Below are 20,342 nucleotides of genomic sequence, written 5' to 3'. Positions count from 1 at the left end.
ATTTTGTTGTTTTTAAAGGTAGAATTTACATGCATCTTAAACACTTATATTTTAGTATTTCTCAAATTTTTAATTTTTACAAAGAAGGTTTTAAAAATTTAACTCTTGGAAAGACCCTTTGGAAAATTATCTTTATCAAACTTTTTGTTATGTTTGTGATTTTAAAACTTTTTGTTTTTGATGTAAATTTTAATTCTATTTTTAAAAGCGACAAAGAAAAAAGCACTTTTGTACTCAAAAATCTTACACTCGAAGGAAAATAAATGAACGAACTTAATAGCGTTGATTGGTCAAGAGCGCAGTTTGCTTTAACTGCACTTTATCATTTTTTGTTTGTGCCTTTAACCTTAGGCTTATCTTTTATCATTGCTATCATGGAGACTATCTATGTAAAAACTAAAAATGAAAGATGGAAAAAAATCACCAAATTTTGGCTTTCATTATTTGCTATAAATTTTGCTATCGGTGTAGCTACAGGTATTATAATGGAATTTGAATTTGGAACAAACTGGGCAAATTATAGCTGGTTTGTGGGAGATATTTTTGGTGCACCTTTGGCGATCGAAGGTATTATGGCATTTTTTTTAGAGGCTACTTTTTTTGCAGTTATGTTTTTTGGCTGGGATAAAGTAAGTAAGGGTTTTCACTTACTTTCAACTTGGTGTGTGGCTATAGGAAGCAATCTTTCTGCTTTTTGGATTTTAGTGGCAAATGGTTGGATGCAATATCCTGTAGGAATGAGCTTTAACCCTGATATAGCAAGAAATGAAATGCAAAGCTTTTTTGAAGTAGCACTTTCTCCTGTGGCTATTTCAAAATTTTTACATACCATAGGCAGCGGTTATGTGATTTCAGCTTTATTTGTAATAGGAATTTCAGCTTGGTTTATGTTAAAGGGACGCCATATTATCGAGGCTAAAAAAAGCTTAGTTGTAGGAGCTAGTTTTGGTTTGGTTTGTTCAATCTTTTTGTTTTTCAGCGGAGATGAAAGTGCTTACCGTGTAACTCAAACTCAACCTATGAAACTTGCAGCTATGGAAGGGGTTTATCAAGGTGAACATCGTGCAGGACTTGTGCCTTTTGGAATTTTAAACCCTAAAAAAACCATAGACAATAACGAAAGTGTGTTTTTATTTGACATTACTATACCTTACGCTCTTTCTATATTAGGAAACCGTGATCCAAATTCTTTTGTTCCAGGAATTGAAGATTTAATCTATGGAAATGAAAGCAAAGGTATAGAACCTATGCAAAATCGTATCGATAGAGGAAAAATCGCTATACAAGCTCTAAAAGACTATAAACTTGCTAAAGAAAACAATGATACAATAGCTATGGCAAATCACAAATCTATTTTAGAAACTCATTTTAAAGATTTTGGTTATGGATATTTAGAAAAACCAAGTGATACTATTCCGCCTGTGGCTTTAACTTTTTATAGCTTTCATATTATGGTTGCTTTAGGAAGTTTTTTCTTTTTACTTTTCATTGTTACACTTTATCTTACTATGGCAAATGATATTGAGAAATTTAGAAAAGTACTTTGGGTGTGTTTGTTATCCATTCCATTGGGTTATATCGCCGCTGAAGCAGGCTGGATTGTTGCTGAAGTAGGCAGACAACCTTGGGCAATTCAAGACTTACTTCCCGTACATATCGCAGCAACACAACTTGGAAAAGTCAATGTTCAAATTTCATTTTGGATTTTTGCAGTACTTTTTACAGCCTTATTGATTGCAGAAGTTAAAATAATACTTACTCAGATTAAAAAAGGTTTTGACGCACATGCAGGACATACTCCACTTATGGGCAAAGGAGAAAAATAATGTTTTTTGGTTTAGAACTTGAAGGTTTGCAAATTTATTGGTGGTTGATTTTAAGTTTGCTCGGTGGACTTTTAATTTTTATGTTTTTTGTCCAAGGTGGACAGACTTTAATCGATGAGCTTAGCAAGGATGAGCTTGAAAAAACCATGCTAGTCAATTCTTTAGGGCGTAAATGGGAGCTTGGTTTTACAACTCTCGTACTTTTTGGCGGAGCAGCTTTTGCAGCTTTTCCACTTTTTTATAGTACCAGTTTTGGCGGAGCTTATTGGGCTTGGCTTTGTATTTTATTTTGTTTTATTTTACAAGCTGTGGCTTATGAGTATCGTAAAAAAGAAAATAATGTTTATGGCTCTAAAACCTATGAAATTTTTCTTAAAATCAATGGATATTTAGGGGTATTTTTAATCGGAGTTGCAGTAAGTAGTTTTTTTAGCGGTTCTGAATTTATCTTAAATGAGCATAATTTTGTTTCTTGGCAAAACCCTTTGCACGGCTTAGAACTTTTACTCAATCCTTTTAATTATCTCTTAGGCTTAGCTTTGGTATTTTTAGCAAGGCTTTTAGGCGCAGCGTATTTTATGAACAATATCAATGATGAGAATATCAAAATAAGAGCTATGAAAAAACTTATGATCAATAGCATTTTGTTTTTACCTTTTTTCTTAGGTTTTTTAGCGTGGATTTTTTTAAAAGATGGTTTTAGCGTAGATGCCAATGGAACTGTAAGCATGAGTGCGAATTTGTATTTATATAATTTCTTAAATCAAATGATTTTTGCTATCTTGCTTGCTATCGGTGTGATTTTAGTGCTTTTAGGTATGATTCAAGGAGCAAAAGGTTGCTCTAAAGCTATTTTTACCCTAGGACTTGGAACGGTTTTAACAGTTTTTGCTTTATTATCAAGCATTGGTTTAGGTCAAAGTGCTTTTTACCCATCTTTAAGTGATTTGCAAAGTTCTTTAACTTTAAAAAATGCAAGTTCAAGCTATTATACTCTAAGCGTCATGGCTTATGTGTCTTTACTTGTACCCTTTGTTTTAGCTTATATTATCTATGTTTGGAATGCAATGGATAAAGTAAAAATTACACGCGAAGAAATCGCAAACGATGATCACGCATATTAAGGAGAAAAAATGTTACATGCTTTGTTTTTATTGGCTTGGCCTTTAGTAATTTATCTAAGCTATAAATTTATAATGCTAAATATCAATCAATTAGAAAAAGATAGCAAACTATAAAGCAAGATAAGATTTAAACCGATATAAGTATAAATCTTTTCAAAATATTGCAATTTGCCCATTTTTGGGCATCTTTTAATCATAAATCTTTTAAAGCTTCATTAGCAGCATCAAGGGCGTGAATAAGGCTTGTGTCAAAAATTTTAATATTTGTATCATTTTTGGATATTAATAAACCAATTTCAGTGCAAGCTAAAAGCACTCCCTTTGCCCCTTTTTCTTGTAGTTTTTTTATAATATTTAAATATTTTTCTTTAGAATCTTGCTTAATTTTACCTTTGCAAAGCTCATTAAAAATAATATCATTAACGATTTTTATATCTTCATCACTAGGAGTAATAACGCTAATATTTTCTTCAATCAGTATTTTTTTATAAAAATCCTGAGTCATTGTGTATTTAGTACCCAATAAACCAATTTTTTGTATGTTTTCTTGTTTTAAAGCCTTAGCAGAACTTTTTGCAATATGCAAAATAGGGATATTTATGTTTTGTTGAATTTCATCAAAAACCTTATGCATAGTATTAGTTGCAATTATTATAAAATTAGCCCCTGCAAGTTCTAATTTTTTAGCACATTGAGTCAAAATTTGTGCAGCTTCTTGCCATTTATCTTGGCTTTGTAAATTTTCTATTTCTTCAAAATTAACACTGTAAAGTAAAATTTTTGCAGAATTTAAAGATTTTAATTTATCATTTATAGCTTGATTTATTGTTTTATAATAAGTAATAGTGCTTTCAAAACTCATTCCGCCTATAATACCAATGGTTTTCATTTTTCTCCTTAAGAATTAATTTTTGAGTTATTTTATTACAATATATTTCATAGAAATACGATTTATTTTTAAACAAATAAATATATTTTAATATTTTTATTAAAATTTAAAATAATTTTTTAAACTATTTTCCAATCTACAGGAATTTTACCAACTTTTTTTAAAAATTCATTAGCTTTTGAAAAATGCTTACAACCTAAAAATCCTGTTCTAGCTAAAGGGCTTGGGTGGGCCGCTTTTAAAATCAAATGCTTAGTATTATCAATCAAAATCTCCTTGCTTTTTGCGTAATTTCCCCAAAGCATAAAAACAAGCCCTGATTTTTCATTGCTTAATTTATGTATTATAGCATCACTAAATTCTTGCCAACCCCACGAACTATGACTAGCTGCTTTACTTGCTTCAACGCTAAGAATAGAATTTAAGAGCAAAACTCCTTGTTTTGCCCAAGAGCTTAAATCTCCGCTTTTTGTTGGAGTGATGTTTAAATCATTTTGCAATTCTTTAAAAATATTATTAAGACTTGGTGGGATTTTTACATTTTTTGGAACCGAAAAACTAAGCCCCATTGCTTGGTTTGGTTGATGATAGGGATCTTGTCCTAGGATAATAATTTTAATTTCTTTTAAGGGACATAAATTAAAAGCATTAAAGATTAAATTTGCAGGCGGATAAATAATTATATTTTGATCAATTGCATTTAGGTATTGTTTTTTGATTTCTAGAAAATATTTTTTTTGAAATTCGTCTCTTAAAAATTCTTTCCAGTCATCATTTATTTTAATCTTATCTATGTTTATTGTAATTTCTTCCATGTTATCCCTAATTATTTAAATTATTAAAAATTTTATTCTAGCAAAAAAAGCTTGCAAAAATATATTAATTTTTTTTGAAGTAAATAAAATTTTTTATATTAATAAAAATTAAATATAAAGACATAATTTAGGATATAAAAATACTTAATTTATTATATTTTGAAAGTATTTTAATTATTAACCAATTATTAACTAAAAATGCAATATCATTATTTTATGATTTAAATCAAAAATTTTTGATTTTAAATTAAAATACTTTTTATGAAAGGTTCAAAATGGGAACAAGAAAAGAACATGATTTTATTGGGGAATTGGAAATCTCTGATGAGGTTTATTATGGAGTGCAAACTTTTAGAGCTGTTGAAAATTTTGATATTTCTCATGATAGATTAAAAGATTTTCCTCGCTTTGTTAGAGCTTTGGCTAGAGTAAAAAAAGCTGCAGCTATGGCAAATCATGAATTAGGTCTTTTGGATAAAAATATCCAAGATGCGATTATTAAAGCGTGCGATAAAATTTTAGAAGGCGGGTATTATGATCAATTTGTAGTAGATATGATCCAAGGAGGTGCTGGAACAAGTACAAATATGAATGCTAATGAAGTTATAGCAAACATAGGACTTGAACTTATGGGTCATAAAAAAGGTGAATACCAATATCTTCATCCAAATGATCATGTTAATTTAAGCCAAAGTACTAACGATGCTTATCCTACAGCTTTACACCTTGCTTTGCATGATTATTTAAGTGATTTGGCAAAAGCTATGGAACATCTAAAAAAAGCTTATGAGAGAAAAGCTGAAGAATTTAAAGATGTTCTTAAAATGGGTAGAACCCAACTGCAAGATGCTGTACCTATGACTTTAGGTCGTGAATTTAAAACTTTTGCCGTAATGATAGGTGAAGATATACAAAGAGTATTAGAAGCTAGAAAATTGATTTTAGAGATCAATTTGGGCGGAACTGCTATTGGAACGGGAATTAATTCTCATCCTGATTATCCGAAGGTTGTAGAAAGAAAAATAAGAGAAGTGACAGGTTTTGAATATACTGTGGCTGAGGATTTGATCGAGGCGACTCAAGATACGGGAGCTTATGTACAAATTTCAGGTGTTTTAAAACGTGTTGCAACAAAACTTTCTAAAGTATGTAATGACTTAAGACTTTTAAGTAGTGGTCCAAAATGTGGCCTTAATGAGATTAATCTTCCAAAAATGCAACCAGGTAGTTCTATCATGCCAGGTAAGGTAAATCCTGTTATTCCTGAAGTAGTTAATCAAGTTTGTTATTTTGTTATTGGAGCAGATGTAACTGTAACTTTTGCTTGTGAGGGTGGACAATTACAACTTAATGTTTTTGAACCAGTTGCAGCATATAGCTTATTTAATTCTATTGTAATGCTAGAAAAAGCAATGTATACTTTAGCTGATAAATGTATAGATGGTATTACTGCAAATGAAAAAATTTGTTCAGACTTTGTCTATAATTCAGTAGGTATAGTAACAGCTTTAAATCCTTATATTGGTTATGAAAATTCAGCTTCTATAGCTAAAGAGGCAATGAACACTGGAAAAAGAGTGGCTGATATTGCGCTTGAAAGAGGGCTTTTAAGTAAAGAACAAATTGATGAAATTTTAACACCATCAAATATGCTAAATCCTCACATGGAAGCTAAAAAATAGCATTTTAGGATTTAATATGGATATAATGATAATTTTGCAAGTAATCGTCCTTCTTGGGGCAATTTTTATCGGTATTCGCCTAGGCGGTATTGCTATAGGTTATGCTGGAGGATTAGGTGTAGTTATACTAGGACTTGTTTTAGGTATGAAACCTGGTAATATTCCTTGGGATGTTATTTTAATTATTGCTGCAGCTATTGCAGCAATTTCTGCTATGCAACAAGCAGGTGGACTTGATTATATGGTAAGGGTGACAGAAAAAATTTTAAGATCAAGCCCTAAATTTATAAATTATTTAGCTCCAGCTTGTGGATGGTTGCTTACAATCTTAGCAGGAACAGGAAATGCAGTATTTTCTTTAATGCCTGTTGTAGTTGATGTTGCAAAATCTCAAAACATAAAACCTAGTGCTCCACTTTCATTAATGGTTGTTTCTTCGCAAATTGGAATCACTGCTTCTCCTGTGAGTGCAGCTGTGGTTTATATGAGCGGAGTTTTAGAGCCACTTGGATGGAATTATCCAACTTTAATTGGAATTTGGATCAGTACAACTTTTATAGCTTGTATGCTTACAGCTTTTATAGTGAGTTTAATCACTCCTATGGATTTAAGCAAAGATAGCGTTTATCAAGAACGCTTAAAAGCAGGACTTGTTAAAGATGCAGGAGCTATTTTACATGGTGAAGATAAACCAGGTGCTAAACTTTCAGTAGGAATTTTCTTGATCACTGTTTTGGCAGTTGTACTTTATGCAACCGCAATTTCGAGCAATATTAAATGGATTGATCCTGTTGTGGTTCCAAGAGATGCAGCTATTATGAGCTTTTTACTTACTGCAGCAACTTTGATCACTTGGCTTTGCAAAGTTGAACCAGGTAAAATTCTTGATACCAGTGTATTTAAAAGTGGTATGACTGCTTGTGTTTGCGTTTTTGGTGTAGCATGGCTTGGAAATACTTTTGTTGCAGGACACGAAGCTTCTATTAAAGAAGTAGCAGGCGACTGGGTTAAACAAACCCCTGCTATGTTAGCAGTTGCATTTTTCTTTGCAAGTATGCTTTTATATTCTCAAGCAGCAACCGCAAAGGCCATTGTACCTGTAATTATCACCGCTTTAGGAATTTCGGCAGCAAATCCGCATGATTCTTATATGCTTGTAGCTTGTTTTGCAGCAGTTTCAGCGCTTTTTGTGCTTCCAACTTATCCAACCTTACTTGGCGCTGTGCAAATGGATGATACAGGAACGACTAGAATTGGTAAATTTATATTTAATCACTCTTTCTTTATACCAGGAGTTTTAGCTATTGCAATTGCTGTAGCATTAAGCTTTGTATTAGCTCCTATGCTTATTTAAATCAAACCCTAGGTTTTTCTCCTAGGGTTAAATTTTTTCATTAGTTTTTAAGTACATACTACGCTATAATATTCATTTTTAATTTTATTTAAGAAAGGAATTTAATGAAGATAAAAGTTGGGTTGATTTTTTCAGGTATTGTTTGCCTTTTTTTAACAGCTTGTGTTAATCAGGTTAAACAAAATACAACATTTGAAAATGCTTTAACACAAAAATATTGTGGTGATGATTTTTTCAATCAAAATTTAGAAAAAATTAAAAAAAATGATGATGTCATTTATACAGGATTAAATGCAGGTTTGATTGCTAGAAATTGTGGTGATTTTAACAAAAGTAATGTATTTTTTGATGCTGCGGAAGAATCTTATAAATATGATGTGGATTTAGAAAATGTAGGCTCTAAAGCAGCTAAATTTGTTGGTACAACCTTGCTTAATGATACTATAGTTGATTATGATGGTTCTTTATATGAAAGAATTATGGTTAATATATATAAAGCTCTAAACTATATGGAAGAAGATGATTATGAAAATGCAAGAGTTGAGTTTAATCGTGCTTTAATGCGTCAAGATAAGGCAAAAGAATATTTTGCTAAAGAAATTGAAAAAAATCGTGCTGATTTAGATAAGGCAAAAGAAGATAAAAATTATGATAAAAATATGAATGAAAATTCAAAAGTTATAGAAGAGCAATATGGCAACTTATTTAAAGAATTTGATACAACAAAAAATTTCATAAATCCTTATGCGACTTATCTTGCTTCAATATTTTTCTTTATGGATAAAGATTATAGAAAAGCTGCAGATTTATTTAGAGAAGTAGCTATTATTTATCCAAAAAACAAAACTATCAAAAAAGAGGCTAAAATTTTTAAAGAATATGCCACAAAAATAAAAGTCAAAAAAGCTAAAAAATATGTTTTTGTAGTTTATGAAAATGGATTTGGTGTAGTTAAGGATGAATTTGCTTTAACCTTACCTTTTATAGTGGATAAAAAAATTATTAGCACAAATATTGCTTTACAAACCTTGAAAAAAAGGGAAGCTTCTTTTGCAAATTTAAATATAAATGGTCAAAATACAAATGATTTTGTAAATTTAGACAATATTGTCGCTACTGAATTTAAAATAAATATGCCTGCAATGATTGCTAAAGCCTTAGCTCAAACTATAATTAAAACCACTTTAAATGTAGCTGTTGCAAATAATGACTCTACAGGTGGATGGCTAAGTCTTGCAACAGCAGTAGCAACTGCTGCAACCAACAAAGCTGATGTGCGTTCTTGGAGAGGTTTACCAAAAAGTATTGCCATAGCAACAATAGAAAACGACGGAAATTTAGAAATCAAAGATCCACAAGGCAATATTTTGTTTCAAAAATCATTGGATAAAAATAAAAATGCTCTTGTGATAGTGCGTTCTTTTGCTCCGTATTTACCTGCAAGTGTTGCTATCATGGAAAAATAAGGCTAAAAGATGAAAAAAATTATTTTATTTATTTTAATGTTTTTACTTGGTGCTTGTACACCAAGTTATCAAATAGTATCAAATCAAAATACTGTAATTTTAGGTTCAAATTTACCAAAAAGTTTAGTAAAACAATTTCAAAAGCGTATAAATAGCAATGGTTATTTAGAATTTGAAGTGATTTTACGCAGTACTTTTGCTAAAGATGTAATTTATAAAGTGGATTGGTTAGATAAAGATGGTTTTGTGCTAAGAGATGTTTTAAATGAGGACTATCAAGCCCTTAGAATTCCAGCAGGACAAGAGGTGATTCTTCGTAAACTTGCATCTGATACAAGAGCGAAGGATTTTAGATTAGAAATTAAAGCAAAAAATTAATCTCATTTTAGGAAGGATAAATCATGAAAAAAACAAAAATTTTAGGAACAGCTCTTATTGGAGCTTTGCTTTTTAGTGGTTGTGCGCAAACAGCTTATACAGATGGAAAGGCAAGTCAGGTAAAAAAAGGCGATGCTTTAACCTTGGGTCTTGATAGACAAGATTTTGAAAGTGCAGCTGAAACTATGATAAATAGTATGTTAAGCGATCCTGCTTTTGCAAATATTAAACCAGGTACAAGAAAGGTTATTGCTATTGGTAGGGTTGTGAATGATACCCCGCAAAGAATCGATACTGAAAAACTTACCGCAAAAATCACTTCTGCATTAAGAAAATCAGGTAAATTTGTTCTAACTTCAGCAGTTGCTGCAGGCGGAGCACTTGATAGCATGAGTGAAGATGTAAGAGAATTAAGAGATAATGATGAGTTTAATCAAAAAACCATAGCAAAAAAAGGGACATTGGTATCGCCTGATTTTTCTCTTGCGGGTAAAATTAGACAAGATAATGTAAAACTTAGCAATGGTAAAACTCAAGTAGAATACTTTTTCTTACTAAGACTTACTGATTTAACATCAGGTTTAGTTTATTGGGAAGATGAACAAACTATTGATAAAACCGGTTCTAGTAAATCAGTTACTTGGTAAAATAAAAATTAATTTATGAATAAAATTTTTAGCTCAAGTGTTTAGCTTGAGCTTTTTTTATGATTTTTAAAAGGATATGAAATGAAAAAAATATTATTTATCGGCTCTTTAGTTATGGCTAGTTTGCTTTATGCGCAAGGTTCCCAGCCTGTAGAGATTACACAAGAAGATATTAAAGCACAAAATGAAATTTCAACTATCAAAGAAGAAAAAACAATTCAAAACAAAGATGTCAAAGAATATTTTGATGAATTTTCAGAAGCAAATGGTATTACTTATGGCGAAACCATAGAGGGAAAAACTTTTTACAATGGTTATGCAGATATAACAGATAAATCTGATTTAGCACGAGGTGGGAGCATAGCCTTTCAAAAAGCTATGTTAAATATTCAAGCAGAGTTTATTAAGGATGCTTTTGGAAGATTGGCAAACCAAAGAATTACAAAATATTTAAGCGATGATTCAAGCAATGCAAGAGAATTTGAAGATTTACCAAAAGGTGGCACACTTTCGCAAATTATGGATAAAGTTACCCAACTTGCGGGTGCAAAACTTGATAAAGCTTTGCAAGATTTAGGTATTAATGTCCAAGGCTTGAGTGAAGAAAGAAAAAAAGAACTTTTTAAAGATGAATTTTTAACCAAAACTTTGGTACAAGCTTATGGAGCAATGAGTGGTTTAGTTCCAGTTCAAACTTTTGTAACGACAACAAAACGTGGTAATTATAGAATAGGAGTTATTGCTGTAATGTCTGATAAAACTAGAATGTTTGCTGATGATATTCAAAAAAATCGTGCACCTAGTATAAAAGGAGGCGGAAAAGCCCTTAAAGAGTTTTTACCAAAAACAGAAAAAGGTTTCATAAGCGAATATGGAATTCGTATGGTTTATGATGAAAAAGGACAGCCTATGATAATTAGTTATGGAATTTGGGGTTATGGTAAAAATTCAACTGATTCTAGAATTTTAGATCGTCTAGAAAGTAGAGCACAAGAACAAGCCTCAATTCAAGCTGATGTAGCTATTAGAGAATTTGTAACTACTCAAATTAATTTAAGAGATGAGTCTCAAATCGGAGATGTTTTAAAACAAAACATAAAACAATCCACAAATATAAATGATGGTGCAAAAGAAATTACTGAAGATATAATAAGTGAGATTGTTGATAAATCCATGAAAACAATAAGCACCTCCACCAAGGGCAATATTAGAGGTATTCGCACTGTAAAAAGATGGAGCTATACTGATGAAAATGGACAAGAATATGTTGGTGCTGTACGCGTATATTCTTATACAAATTATGTCAATACAACACAAGCTGTATCTCCAATAAAACAACAGCAAAATACCAACACGAATACTATTAAAAAATCTTCTTCGATCGGGGACAGAAAATCTCAAATGGTAAACAGCTTAGATGATTTTTAAGGACAAAAAATGAAAATAATTAAAATTCTTTTTTTAGGCTTATTTTTAAGCCTAAGTCTTAATGCTAAAGTTGTGACTACAACTTCAACAAAATCAAGCACAGGCGAAGGCACAGGCTTAACTAGAGAAGATGCGATAAACAATGCCATTATAGAAGCTATAGGAAAAATGAGTGGAGTAAGCATCAATTCTCTTAAGAAATCTAACACTAGCGTTTCAACTGATAATTCAGGTTCAAATATACAAGATAATTACAGCGAGCAAATTTCAAAAGCCACCAAAGGTAGAGCTGATACTTATGAAATCAATAGTGTTGAACAAGATGCAAATGGTAAATATACAGCCAATGTAACGATTTTTAAAACCACAACAACAAAAAAGTATCAAGCTCCAGGTTTAAGTGCAGATAATAGAAGAAGTATTACTGTTTTTGATTCTACTCCAGATGCTGCAAAAAGAGGTATAGGCTCAGCTTTGCAACAAAAAATCATTTCCGATTTATTGCAAAGTCGTAAATTTAATGTTTTAGACCGTGATTCTAGTGGCTATTATGAAATGGAAAAAGCTTTAATCAAAAGTGGCGACGCAGCTAGCGATGAAGTTTATAAACTTAAAAATGTGTTAGCAACAGATTATATTTTATTGTTTTCTATTTCAGGACTTGAAGGTAAACAAAAAACAAGCAATTTAACAGGAAAAAGCAAAACTGAAATTGAAGTTATCGTAGATTATCGTGTGCTTTTATTTGCTACAAGACAAATTAAATTTTCTAATACTTTAAGTATGAAAGTCAATCTTAAAGACAATAGTCTTAGTGCCAATGAAACCGCACTCAAACAAATTGCAAATCGTATTGCAGGAGATATTTTAAATGCAATTTATCCTTTGAAAGTTGCAAGCGTTGAAAACAATGAAGTAGTATTTTCTCAAAGCTTAAATCAAGGTGATATTTATGAATGTTTTGCTCTTGGGAAGGTTATAAAAGATGCTTATACAAAAGAAAATACAGGAAGAGTAGAAAGCAAAACAGGAAGTATTGAAATCACTCGCACAAGCCCTAAACTTTCTTATGCAAAAATCACAGAAGGTAGTGTAAAAGTAGGCGATATTTGTAGACCTTTAATTGGTAGCAATAGTGGAAATGGTTATACTATAGGTCGTGATGCAAATTATGAAACCCAAGAAGGTGGCGGAGTAAATCTAGGCTTTTAAATTTTTAGAGTTTGATTTTTCTCAAACTCTAAATCCTTTCTTAAATTCATCAAAAATTAAAGAAAAATTTTGTAAAATCAAAATTTTATTAAACCACTAAAGCTTTTAAATCCGTTATTGCGGTGCTTTATGGTACTACCAATTTATAAGGAAAAGCAATGTATGCTATTATCAAACACAGTGGAAAGCAATACAAAGTAAGTGTTGGCGATGAGCTAAAACTAGATCACTTTGAAGCTGAAAGCAAAGCAAGTATTGAAGTAAGCGAAGTTCTTGCTATCAATGATAAAGAATTAAAGGTAGGTGCGCCTTTCGTAGCAGGTGCAAAAGTTGTTTTGGAAGTGATCAATCACGGAAAAGATAAAAAAGTTGTGATTTACAAAAAAAGACGTAGAAAAGATTCTAAACTCAAACGCGGTTTTAGAAGACAATTTACTCGCGTTGTAGTAAAAGATATCAAAGCTTAAGGAGTAAAGAATGGCACACAAGAAAGGTCAAGGTTCAACTCAAAATAACCGCGATTCTATAGGTCGTCGTTTAGGTGTTAAAAAATTTGGTGGCGAGTTTGTTAGAGCTGGAAATATCATCATCCGCCAAAGAGGAACTGCAACTCATGCAGGTAACAATGTAGGTATGGGAAAAGATCATACTATCTTTGCTTTGATTGATGGTTTTGTAAAATTCGAAAGAAAAGATAAAGATAGAAAAAAAGTTTCTGTATATCCTGCATAAGTTTTTAGGACGCTTTTTAGCGTCTTGAAAACTTTAAATTTATGAATTTAACTTCTTTTATTTACTCAAATTTAGCTTTATAAATTTAAAGTCAAAGGCAATTTAAATGTTTATTGATAGTGTTAAAATTACTTTAGCTTCAGGCGATGGTGGTAAAGGTGCTGTAAGTTTTCGCCGTGAAAAACATGTTCCACTTGGTGGCCCTGATGGAGGAGATGGTGGAAATGGTGGCGATATTATTTTCGTATGTGATAATAATACCCACACTCTTGTAAATTTCAAAGGCAAAAGAGAATTACGCGCACAAAATGGTGCTGGTGGAATGGGACGCAATAAAAATGGCAAAAAGGGTGAAAATTTAGAACTTATAGTGCCCGAAGGAACGCAAGTTATCGATGCACAAACTAATGAAATTTTACTCGATCTTACCAAAGAAGGACAAAAAGAGCTTTTTTTAAAAGGTGGAAAAGGCGGACTTGGCAACACTCATTTTAAACACGCCACTAATCAACGCCCCGATTACGCACAACCTGGTATAAAAGGAGAAAGTCGCTTAGTTAGACTTGAACTTAAACTTATTGCCGATGTAGGGCTTGTGGGCTTTCCAAATGTGGGAAAATCTACTCTTATAAGCGTTGTTTCAAATGCAAAACCTGAAATTGCAAATTATGAATTTACCACCCTTACTCCAAAACTTGGACTCGTAGATGTAGATGAGTATAATTCCTTTGTTATGGCTGATATTCCAGGGATTATCGAAGGAGCAAGTGGGGGTAAAGGCTTAGGACTTGCTTTTTTAAAGCACATAGAAAGAACGAGCTTTTTACTTTTCGTGCTTGATCCTATGAGAGAAATGCCTTTAAAAGAACAATTTATAGTACTAAGAAAAGAACTTGAAAAATTTTCCAATGAACTTTTTGGGCGTAAATTTGGCATCATGATTTCAAAAAGTGATAGTGTTAATTTAGGAGAAGAATTTGCCGAGCAAATTGCTTTAAACATTAATGAGTTAGAAAATTATCTCAAAGAAATAAATAATCCGCAAAGCTTTTTAATCAAAGTCTCAAGCCTTGAAAAAACAGGACTTAAAGAACTTAAATTCATGCTTTTAGAAGAAATTAAAACTTTAAGAAATAACAAATAAAAATTTTAACAATCTAGGAAGTGTTTTATATTAAAAATTTCAAACACTCCCTATTTTTTCAAAAAATAACTAGTTTATATGAAATTTTGGCTAAAATTATAAAAATTTTTCAAGGAATAAGCATGAAAAGAATAGTTGTTAAAGTGGGTTCTCATGTGATTAGCGAAGAAAACATTTTAAGTTTTGAGCGTCTTAAAAATTTAGTCGCATTTTTAGCTAAACTCATGGAAAAATATGAAGTGATTTTAGTAACTTCAGCGGCTATTTCAGCAGGACACACCAAACTAGATATCGATAGAAAAAACCTCATTAATAAACAAGTTTTAGCCGCTATTGGACAACCTTTTTTAATCAGTGTTTATAACGAGCTTTTAGCCAAATTTAATAAACTAGGTGGACAAATTTTACTTACAGGTAAGGATTTTGACTCTAGAAAAGCTACCAAACACGCAAAAAATGCTATCGATATGATGATAAATTTAGGAATTTTGCCTATTATCAATGAAAATGACGCTACAGCTATAGAAGAAATTGTCTTCGGTGATAATGATAGCTTAAGTGCTTATGCTACGCATTTTTTTGATGCGGATTTGCTTGTGATTTTAAGCGATATTGATGGATTTTATGATAAAAATCCTAGTGAATTTAGTGATGTAAAGCGTTTAGAAAAAATCACTCATATTAAAGAAGAATGGCTACAAGCAACCATAAAAACAGGCAGTGAACACGGAACAGGCGGTATAGTAACCAAACTTAAAGCAGCTAAATTTTTACTTGAACACAATAAAAAAATGTTTTTAGCAAGTGGATTTGATTTAAGTGCGGCAAAGACATTTTTATTAGAAGATAAACAAATAGGTGGAACTTTGTTTGAGTGATTAATTTATTAAATTCTCTTTTAAAATCAAATAAGTTATAATTAAAACTTTTAATTTCACACAAAGCGAAAAAATGAAAAAAATTATTTTTATGGGTACTCCATCTTACGCAACTTGTATTTTAAAAGCACTAGTAGAAAATGAAAATTTTAAACTCGTAGCACTTTTTACCCAGCCTGATAAAGCTGTAGGTAGAAAGCAAATTTTAACTCCAAGTGATACTAAGGCTTTTTTAAGTCAAAATTATCCTAGTATTCCTATTTTTACTCCAAGTTCTTTAAAAGATGAAAATATTATAAGAGAGATTAAGGATTTAAATCCTGATTTTATCGTGGTTGCTGCCTATGGTAAAATTTTACCTAAAGCCATTTTGGATTTAGCACCTTGTGTGAATTTGCACGCTTCTTTACTTCCAAAATACCGTGGTGCCAGTCCGATCCAAAGTGCAATTTTAAACAAAGATGAAAAAAGTGGAGTTTGCACCATGCTGATGGAAGAAGGGCTTGACACAGGTGCTATACTTGAAAGCTTAGAATGTGATATAAAAGATAAAAATTCAAGTGAAGTTTTTGAACTTTTAGCAAATTTGGCCGCTAAGCTCATCCTCTCTACTCTTTTAAATTTCGATAAAATCACCCCTAAAAAACAAGAGGAAAGTCTAGCAACACTTTGTAGAAAAATCAAAAAAGAAGATGGACTTATAAATTTGCAAAATGCAAGAGAACTTTATCAAAAATATCTAGCTTTTACTCCTTGGCCTGGAGTTTTTTTGGAAAATGGACTTAAATTCTTAGAACTTGAACTTGTGGATGAATTAAAACAAAATGCTAGGATGGGTGAAATTTTAGAATTAGAAAAAGAAAGTTTTTTGCTTGCTTGCAAACAAGGAGTTTTGCGTATTAAAAAACTTCAAGAAAGTGGAAAAAAAGTTCTTGATGGTAGGACTTATTTAAATGGAAAAAGGCTTAAAAGTGAAGATAGTTTGTGTTGAAAGTATAGACTCAACTCATCTTTTTTTATGCGAGCAAATACGCAATGGAAAGATTGATGGAAATTTTGCTATTTATGCTTTAGAACAAACAAATGGAGTTGGAAGCAGGGAAAATTCTTGGCAAAGCTCTAAAGGAAATTTACATCTTTCTTTTTGTATTAAAGAAGAAGATTTACCAAAAGATTTACCTTTGGCCTCTGTGAGCATTTATTTTGCTTATTTACTTAAAGAAGTTTTACAAGAAAAAGGTTCTAAAATTTGGCTTAAATGGCCTAACGATCTATATTTAGATGATAAAAAAGCTGGAGGGGTTATAAGTGCTAAAATTTCAAATTTTATCATAGGCGGTATGGGTTTAAATCTGAAATTTTCACCTCAAAATACAGCTTTATGCGATATAGAAATTTCGCTTAAAGATTTAGTGAGTGAGTTTTTGCAAAAAGTAGAAAAAAAATTTTTATGGAAGAATATTTTTAGCAAGTATATGTTAGAATTCGAAAAATCAAGAAAATTTAGCGTCCATCATGAAGGTAAAGTTTTTTCACTTGAAAATTCTTTTTTGTATGAAGATGGTTCAATTTTACTAGGTGATAAAAGGGTGTATAGTTTAAGATGAGCGAAATTATTACAATAGCAAACCAAAAAGGTGGAGTAGGAAAGACTACAACAGCAGTAAATTTAGCCGCTTCTTTAGCTGTGGCTGAGAAAAAAGTACTTTTGATTGATGTTGATCCGCAAGCTAATGCGACTACAGGACTTGGTTTTAATCGTAATAATTATGAGTATAATATTTACCATGTTTTTATAGGAAGAAAAAAGCTTTCAGATATTATTTTAAAAACAGAATTGCCACAACTTCATTTAGCTCCTTCAAATATAGGTCTTGTAGGTATAGAACAAGAGCTTGCTAAAGGTGAAAATAATGAGAAAAAAATGCTGCTTAAAAATCAAATTCAAGAAGTGATTGATGAGTATGATTTTATTATTATTGATTCTCCGCCTGCTCTTGGAAGTATTACTATAAATGCTTTTGCAGCAAGCGATAGTGTAATTATCCCTATACAGTGTGAATTTTATGCGCTTGAGGGTGTAGCTATGGTTTTAAATACAATTAAAATTATCAAAAAAACTATTAATTCTAAACTCAGGGTTCGTGGATTTTTACCGACAATGTATAGCTCTCAAAATAATCTTTCTAAAGATGTTGTAGATGATTTGAAACAAAATTTTAAAAAACAACTTTTTACTATTAATGGAAACGAAGATGACTTTATTGTGATCCCTCGCAATGTAAAACTTGCAGAAAGTCCAAGTTTTGGAAAGCCTATAATTCTTTATGATATTAAATCACCAGGTTCTGTTGCTTATCAAAATTTGGCGTATTCTATATTAGGATAATTATAATGGGGTTAAATAAAGATAAGGGTTTAAGTAGTTTAATCAGTGATATGGATACTGTTTATAGTAAAGAATTGGGTTTTGATAAAAATCAAAGCACTATGATAGAAATTGATCAAATTTCACCCAATCCATTTCAGCCAAGAAAGAATTTTGATCAAGAAGCTTTAGATGAGCTTGCTAATTCTATCAAAGAATTTGGACTTATTCAGCCTATTATTGTATTTAAAAAAAATAATAAATTTATTTTAATTGCTGGGGAACGTCGCTTAAGAGCAGTGAAAGCATTAGGAAAAAAAGAAATTCTAGCTTTTATTGCTGATATTGATGAGAATAAGCTTAGAGAATTGGCTCTTATTGAAAATATACAAAGAGAGAATTTAAACCCTATTGAGCTTGCTAATTCTTATAAGGATTTAATGCAAGTTCATAAAATTACTCAAGAGAATTTAGCAGAACTTATTCATAAGTCTCGTACTCAAATAACAAATACTTTAAGACTTCTGAATTTAGATATTAGAACTCAAGAGTTGATTGCTTCTGGAAAAATTTCTCAGGGTCATGCTAAAGTTTTGGTTGGTTTAGATCAAAAAGATGAAAAAATGTTGGTTGATAGCATAATAGGTCAAAAACTTAATGTTAGAGATACTGAAAAAATAGTTAAAAAAATAAAAAATAATGAAAGCTTACCTAATCAAGAATTTGAAGATGAAATAAAAAAATTAAAACAAATACTAAATCGCTTTGGATTTAACTGCAAAAATAAAAATAATGATTTTGTAATTCATTTAGAAAATATTGATAAAATTAAAAAATTAATCAAAATGCTTGAAAAGCTTTAACCAAAATCTTAGCTTTTTTATGGTAAAATAGTCCTTCGAAAATTCTAACCAAGGAGAATTATGTTTGAAGATATGCATCCTTCCATAATGCTTGCTACTATGGCTATTTTTTTAGCTATGATAGTTATTTTAAATAGTATGCTGTATAAGCCACTTTTAAAATTTATGGATGAAAGAAATGATTCTATAGAAAATGACGAGAATAAAGTAAAAGAAAATTCTCAAGAAGTTTTAGATGTGAATAATGAATTAGAAGCTATTCATATTAACACTAGAGAAGAAATTCAAAAAATTAAACAAGGTGCTATAGCTACTGCTAAAGAAGAAGCGGAGCAAATTCTTAGAAGCAAGAAAGAAGAATTAGAAAGAAAAATGGCCAGCTTTTATGCAGATTTAGCTATTCAAAAACAAGAATTACAAGAACATTTAAACATACATTTACCTGAGCTTAAGCAAGCTTTGCAAAATAACATAAAGAGAATTTAAGAGGAGAGAAATGAGTAAGTTATTCTTTATTATATTTTTGCTACCTTTGTATGCTTTTGGTGCATCAAATGTTAGTGGAGAATATGATATTATTCCAAGGACTATTAATTTTCTAATTTTTGTGGCTATATTGTATTATTTTGTTGCAACTCCATTTAAAAATTTTTACAAAAACCGTATTGTAAAAATTTCTTCTAAGCTTGATGAAATTCAAAAAAAACTTTTAGAAAGTAAAGCTAAGAAATTAGATACGATGAAAAAACTTGAAGAAGCTAAAGCAAATGCTGCTGCTGCTTTAGTTACAGCAAGAAAAGAAGCTGAAATTTTAGTTCAAAATATTAAGAAAGAGACTCAAGATGAGTTAGATTTACTTCAAAAACATTTTGAGGAACAAAAAGATTATGAATTTAGAAAAATGGAAAAAGAATTAGTATCAAATACTTTAAATGAAATTTTTTCTGATCCAAATATGACATTAAAACAGAGTGAAATAATAGAACTTATGATGAAGAAGGTATCTTAAATATGGAAAATATAATTGCAAGAAGATATGCAAAAGCGATAGCTTCAAGAACTGATATAAATGATTTTTATCAGAATTTGTGTATTTTAAATTTTGCTTTTGTTTTGCCAAAATTTAAAAATATTATAGAATCTAATGAGATTAAAAAAGAAAGAAAAATGGAATTTCTTGATTCTTTTTTTGATATTAAAAATTCTAGTTTTCAAAATTTTTTAAGACTTTTGATTGAAAATTCAAGATTAGAATGCATTCCTCAAATAGTTAAAGAACTTGAAAGACAAAAAGCTTTTAAAGAAAATATTTTTGTTGGTATTGTGTATTCTAAAGAAAAATTAAGTCAAGAAAATCTTAAAGATCTTGAAGTAAAACTTAACAAAAAATTTGATGCAAATATTAAATTAAACAATAAAATCAGTCAAGATGATAGTGTTAAAATAGAATTAGAAGAATTAGGTTATGAACTTTCTTTTTCTATGAAAGCTCTTCAAAATAAACTAAACGAATATATATTGAAAATTATCTAAGGA

At 30.6% G+C, this 20,342-nt stretch carries 23 protein-coding genes; 21 read left to right on the top strand and 2 right to left on the bottom strand.

The genetic code is table 11. The features are described from left to right. Window positions 1-29: 29 nt before the first annotated feature. Genes AJ888_RS06075 through cydB form a run of 3 tightly spaced genes read left to right on the top strand, consistent with a single transcriptional unit; the run spans window position 30 to window position 2,950 of the window. Window positions 30-263, top strand: coding sequence for a DUF4492 domain-containing protein (locus AJ888_RS06075; RefSeq protein ID WP_002860921.1), 234 nt, complete (start codon window positions 30-32; stop codon window positions 261-263). Further along, entirely contained in the window at window positions 264-1,826 is a 1,563-nt protein-coding gene (locus AJ888_RS06070) for a cytochrome ubiquinol oxidase subunit I (RefSeq protein ID WP_002860922.1), read from the top strand. Next, window positions 1,826-2,950 carry a cytochrome d ubiquinol oxidase subunit II gene (cydB, locus tag AJ888_RS06065; RefSeq protein WP_070296197.1) on the top strand — a complete coding sequence of 375 codons (1,125 nt, stop codon included), beginning with the start codon at window positions 1,826-1,828 and terminating at the stop codon, window positions 2,948-2,950. The genes AJ888_RS06070 and cydB overlap by 1 nt, the downstream gene beginning before the upstream one ends. 193 nt (window positions 2,951-3,143) lie before the next feature. Here the strand turns inward: cydB and AJ888_RS06055 are convergent, their stop codons facing one another. Further along, entirely contained in the window at window positions 3,144-3,839 is a 696-nt protein-coding gene (locus AJ888_RS06055; protein WP_002860924.1) for an aspartate/glutamate racemase family protein, read from the bottom strand. 119 nt (window positions 3,840-3,958) lie between these two features. Further along, window positions 3,959-4,654: a uracil-DNA glycosylase gene (ung, locus tag AJ888_RS06050; protein WP_002860925.1), complete on the bottom strand. Its 696-nt coding sequence runs from the start codon at window positions 4,652-4,654 to the stop codon at window positions 3,959-3,961. A gap of 275 nt (window positions 4,655-4,929) precedes the next feature. On the opposite strand from ung, the gene aspA reads away from it, so the two are divergent. From aspA to AJ888_RS05960, 18 genes are all read left to right on the top strand, one after another. Continuing rightward, window positions 4,930-6,336: an aspartate ammonia-lyase gene (gene aspA / locus AJ888_RS06045; RefSeq protein WP_002854440.1), complete on the top strand. Its 1,407-nt coding sequence runs from the start codon at window positions 4,930-4,932 to the stop codon at window positions 6,334-6,336. A gap of 16 nt (window positions 6,337-6,352) precedes the next feature. Then, window positions 6,353-7,690, top strand: coding sequence for an anaerobic C4-dicarboxylate transporter (locus tag AJ888_RS06040; protein WP_002860926.1), 1,338 nt, complete (start codon window positions 6,353-6,355; stop codon window positions 7,688-7,690). 104 nt (window positions 7,691-7,794) lie between these two features. After that, complete coding sequence (locus AJ888_RS06035) at window positions 7,795-9,156, top strand: COG3014 family protein (RefSeq protein WP_002860927.1); 1,362 nt, start codon at window positions 7,795-7,797, stop codon at window positions 9,154-9,156. A 9-nt stretch (window positions 9,157-9,165) separates the two neighbouring features. Beyond that, a complete protein-coding gene (locus AJ888_RS06030; protein WP_002860928.1) occupies window positions 9,166-9,534 on the top strand; it encodes a DUF1425 domain-containing protein in 369 nt (122 codons plus the stop codon). 23 nt (window positions 9,535-9,557) lie between these two features. Further along, the gene (gene lpoB, locus AJ888_RS06025) at window positions 9,558-10,181 is read left to right on the top strand and encodes a penicillin-binding protein activator LpoB (RefSeq protein ID WP_002851945.1); all 624 of its coding nucleotides are present in this window, start codon (window positions 9,558-9,560) and stop codon (window positions 10,179-10,181) included. A gap of 81 nt (window positions 10,182-10,262) precedes the next feature. Next, window positions 10,263-11,609, top strand: a complete 1,347-nt coding sequence (locus AJ888_RS06020; protein WP_002860929.1) for a DUF6844 domain-containing protein — start codon at window positions 10,263-10,265, stop codon at window positions 11,607-11,609. Window positions 11,610-11,618: 9 nt separating this feature from the next. Further along, on the top strand, window positions 11,619-12,821 hold the full coding sequence (locus AJ888_RS06015) for a CsgG/HfaB family protein (protein WP_002860930.1): 1,203 nt from the start codon (window positions 11,619-11,621) through the stop codon (window positions 12,819-12,821). A 158-nt stretch (window positions 12,822-12,979) separates the two neighbouring features. Further along, window positions 12,980-13,288 (top strand): 50S ribosomal protein L21, encoded by a 309-nt coding sequence (gene rplU, locus AJ888_RS06010; RefSeq protein WP_002778820.1) that lies wholly within the window; start codon window positions 12,980-12,982, stop codon window positions 13,286-13,288. 10 nt (window positions 13,289-13,298) lie between these two features. Further along, window positions 13,299-13,553 carry a 50S ribosomal protein L27 gene (gene rpmA, locus AJ888_RS06005; protein WP_002800974.1) on the top strand — a complete coding sequence of 85 codons (255 nt, stop codon included), beginning with the start codon at window positions 13,299-13,301 and terminating at the stop codon, window positions 13,551-13,553. A 106-nt stretch (window positions 13,554-13,659) separates the two neighbouring features. Further along, on the top strand, window positions 13,660-14,697 hold the full coding sequence (gene obgE / locus AJ888_RS06000) for a GTPase ObgE (RefSeq protein ID WP_002860931.1): 1,038 nt from the start codon (window positions 13,660-13,662) through the stop codon (window positions 14,695-14,697). 122 nt (window positions 14,698-14,819) lie between these two features. Then, entirely contained in the window at window positions 14,820-15,575 is a 756-nt protein-coding gene (gene proB, locus AJ888_RS05995) for a glutamate 5-kinase (protein ID WP_002860932.1), read from the top strand. Between the two features lie 73 nt (window positions 15,576-15,648). Next, entirely contained in the window at window positions 15,649-16,566 is a 918-nt protein-coding gene (gene fmt / locus AJ888_RS05990; protein ID WP_002860933.1) for a methionyl-tRNA formyltransferase, read from the top strand. Continuing rightward, complete coding sequence (locus AJ888_RS05985) at window positions 16,529-17,182, top strand: biotin--[acetyl-CoA-carboxylase] ligase (RefSeq protein ID WP_002860934.1); 654 nt, start codon at window positions 16,529-16,531, stop codon at window positions 17,180-17,182. The genes fmt and AJ888_RS05985 overlap by 38 nt, the downstream gene beginning before the upstream one ends. After that, window positions 17,179-17,964 (top strand): ParA family protein, encoded by a 786-nt coding sequence (locus AJ888_RS05980; RefSeq protein WP_002851697.1) that lies wholly within the window; start codon window positions 17,179-17,181, stop codon window positions 17,962-17,964. Before AJ888_RS05985 ends, AJ888_RS05980 begins: the two co-directional genes overlap by 4 nt. A gap of 5 nt (window positions 17,965-17,969) precedes the next feature. Continuing rightward, window positions 17,970-18,806, top strand: a complete 837-nt coding sequence (locus AJ888_RS05975) for a ParB/RepB/Spo0J family partition protein (RefSeq protein ID WP_002860935.1) — start codon at window positions 17,970-17,972, stop codon at window positions 18,804-18,806. 60 nt (window positions 18,807-18,866) lie between these two features. Continuing rightward, a complete protein-coding gene (locus AJ888_RS05970; RefSeq protein WP_002860936.1) occupies window positions 18,867-19,292 on the top strand; it encodes a FoF1 ATP synthase subunit B' in 426 nt (141 codons plus the stop codon). Window positions 19,293-19,302: 10 nt separating this feature from the next. Further along, window positions 19,303-19,815 (top strand): F0F1 ATP synthase subunit B, encoded by a 513-nt coding sequence (locus tag AJ888_RS05965; RefSeq protein ID WP_002860937.1) that lies wholly within the window; start codon window positions 19,303-19,305, stop codon window positions 19,813-19,815. A 2-nt stretch (window positions 19,816-19,817) separates the two neighbouring features. Next, the gene (locus AJ888_RS05960; RefSeq protein WP_002860938.1) at window positions 19,818-20,339 is read left to right on the top strand and encodes a F0F1 ATP synthase subunit delta; all 522 of its coding nucleotides are present in this window, start codon (window positions 19,818-19,820) and stop codon (window positions 20,337-20,339) included. Window positions 20,340-20,342: the final 3 nt, after the last annotated feature.

The organism is Campylobacter sp. BCW_6467 (assembly GCF_001762855.1).
Lineage (GTDB): Bacteria > Campylobacterota > Campylobacteria > Campylobacterales > Campylobacteraceae > Campylobacter_D > Campylobacter_D jejuni.
This window is presented reverse-complemented; position numbering and strand designations above follow the sequence as displayed.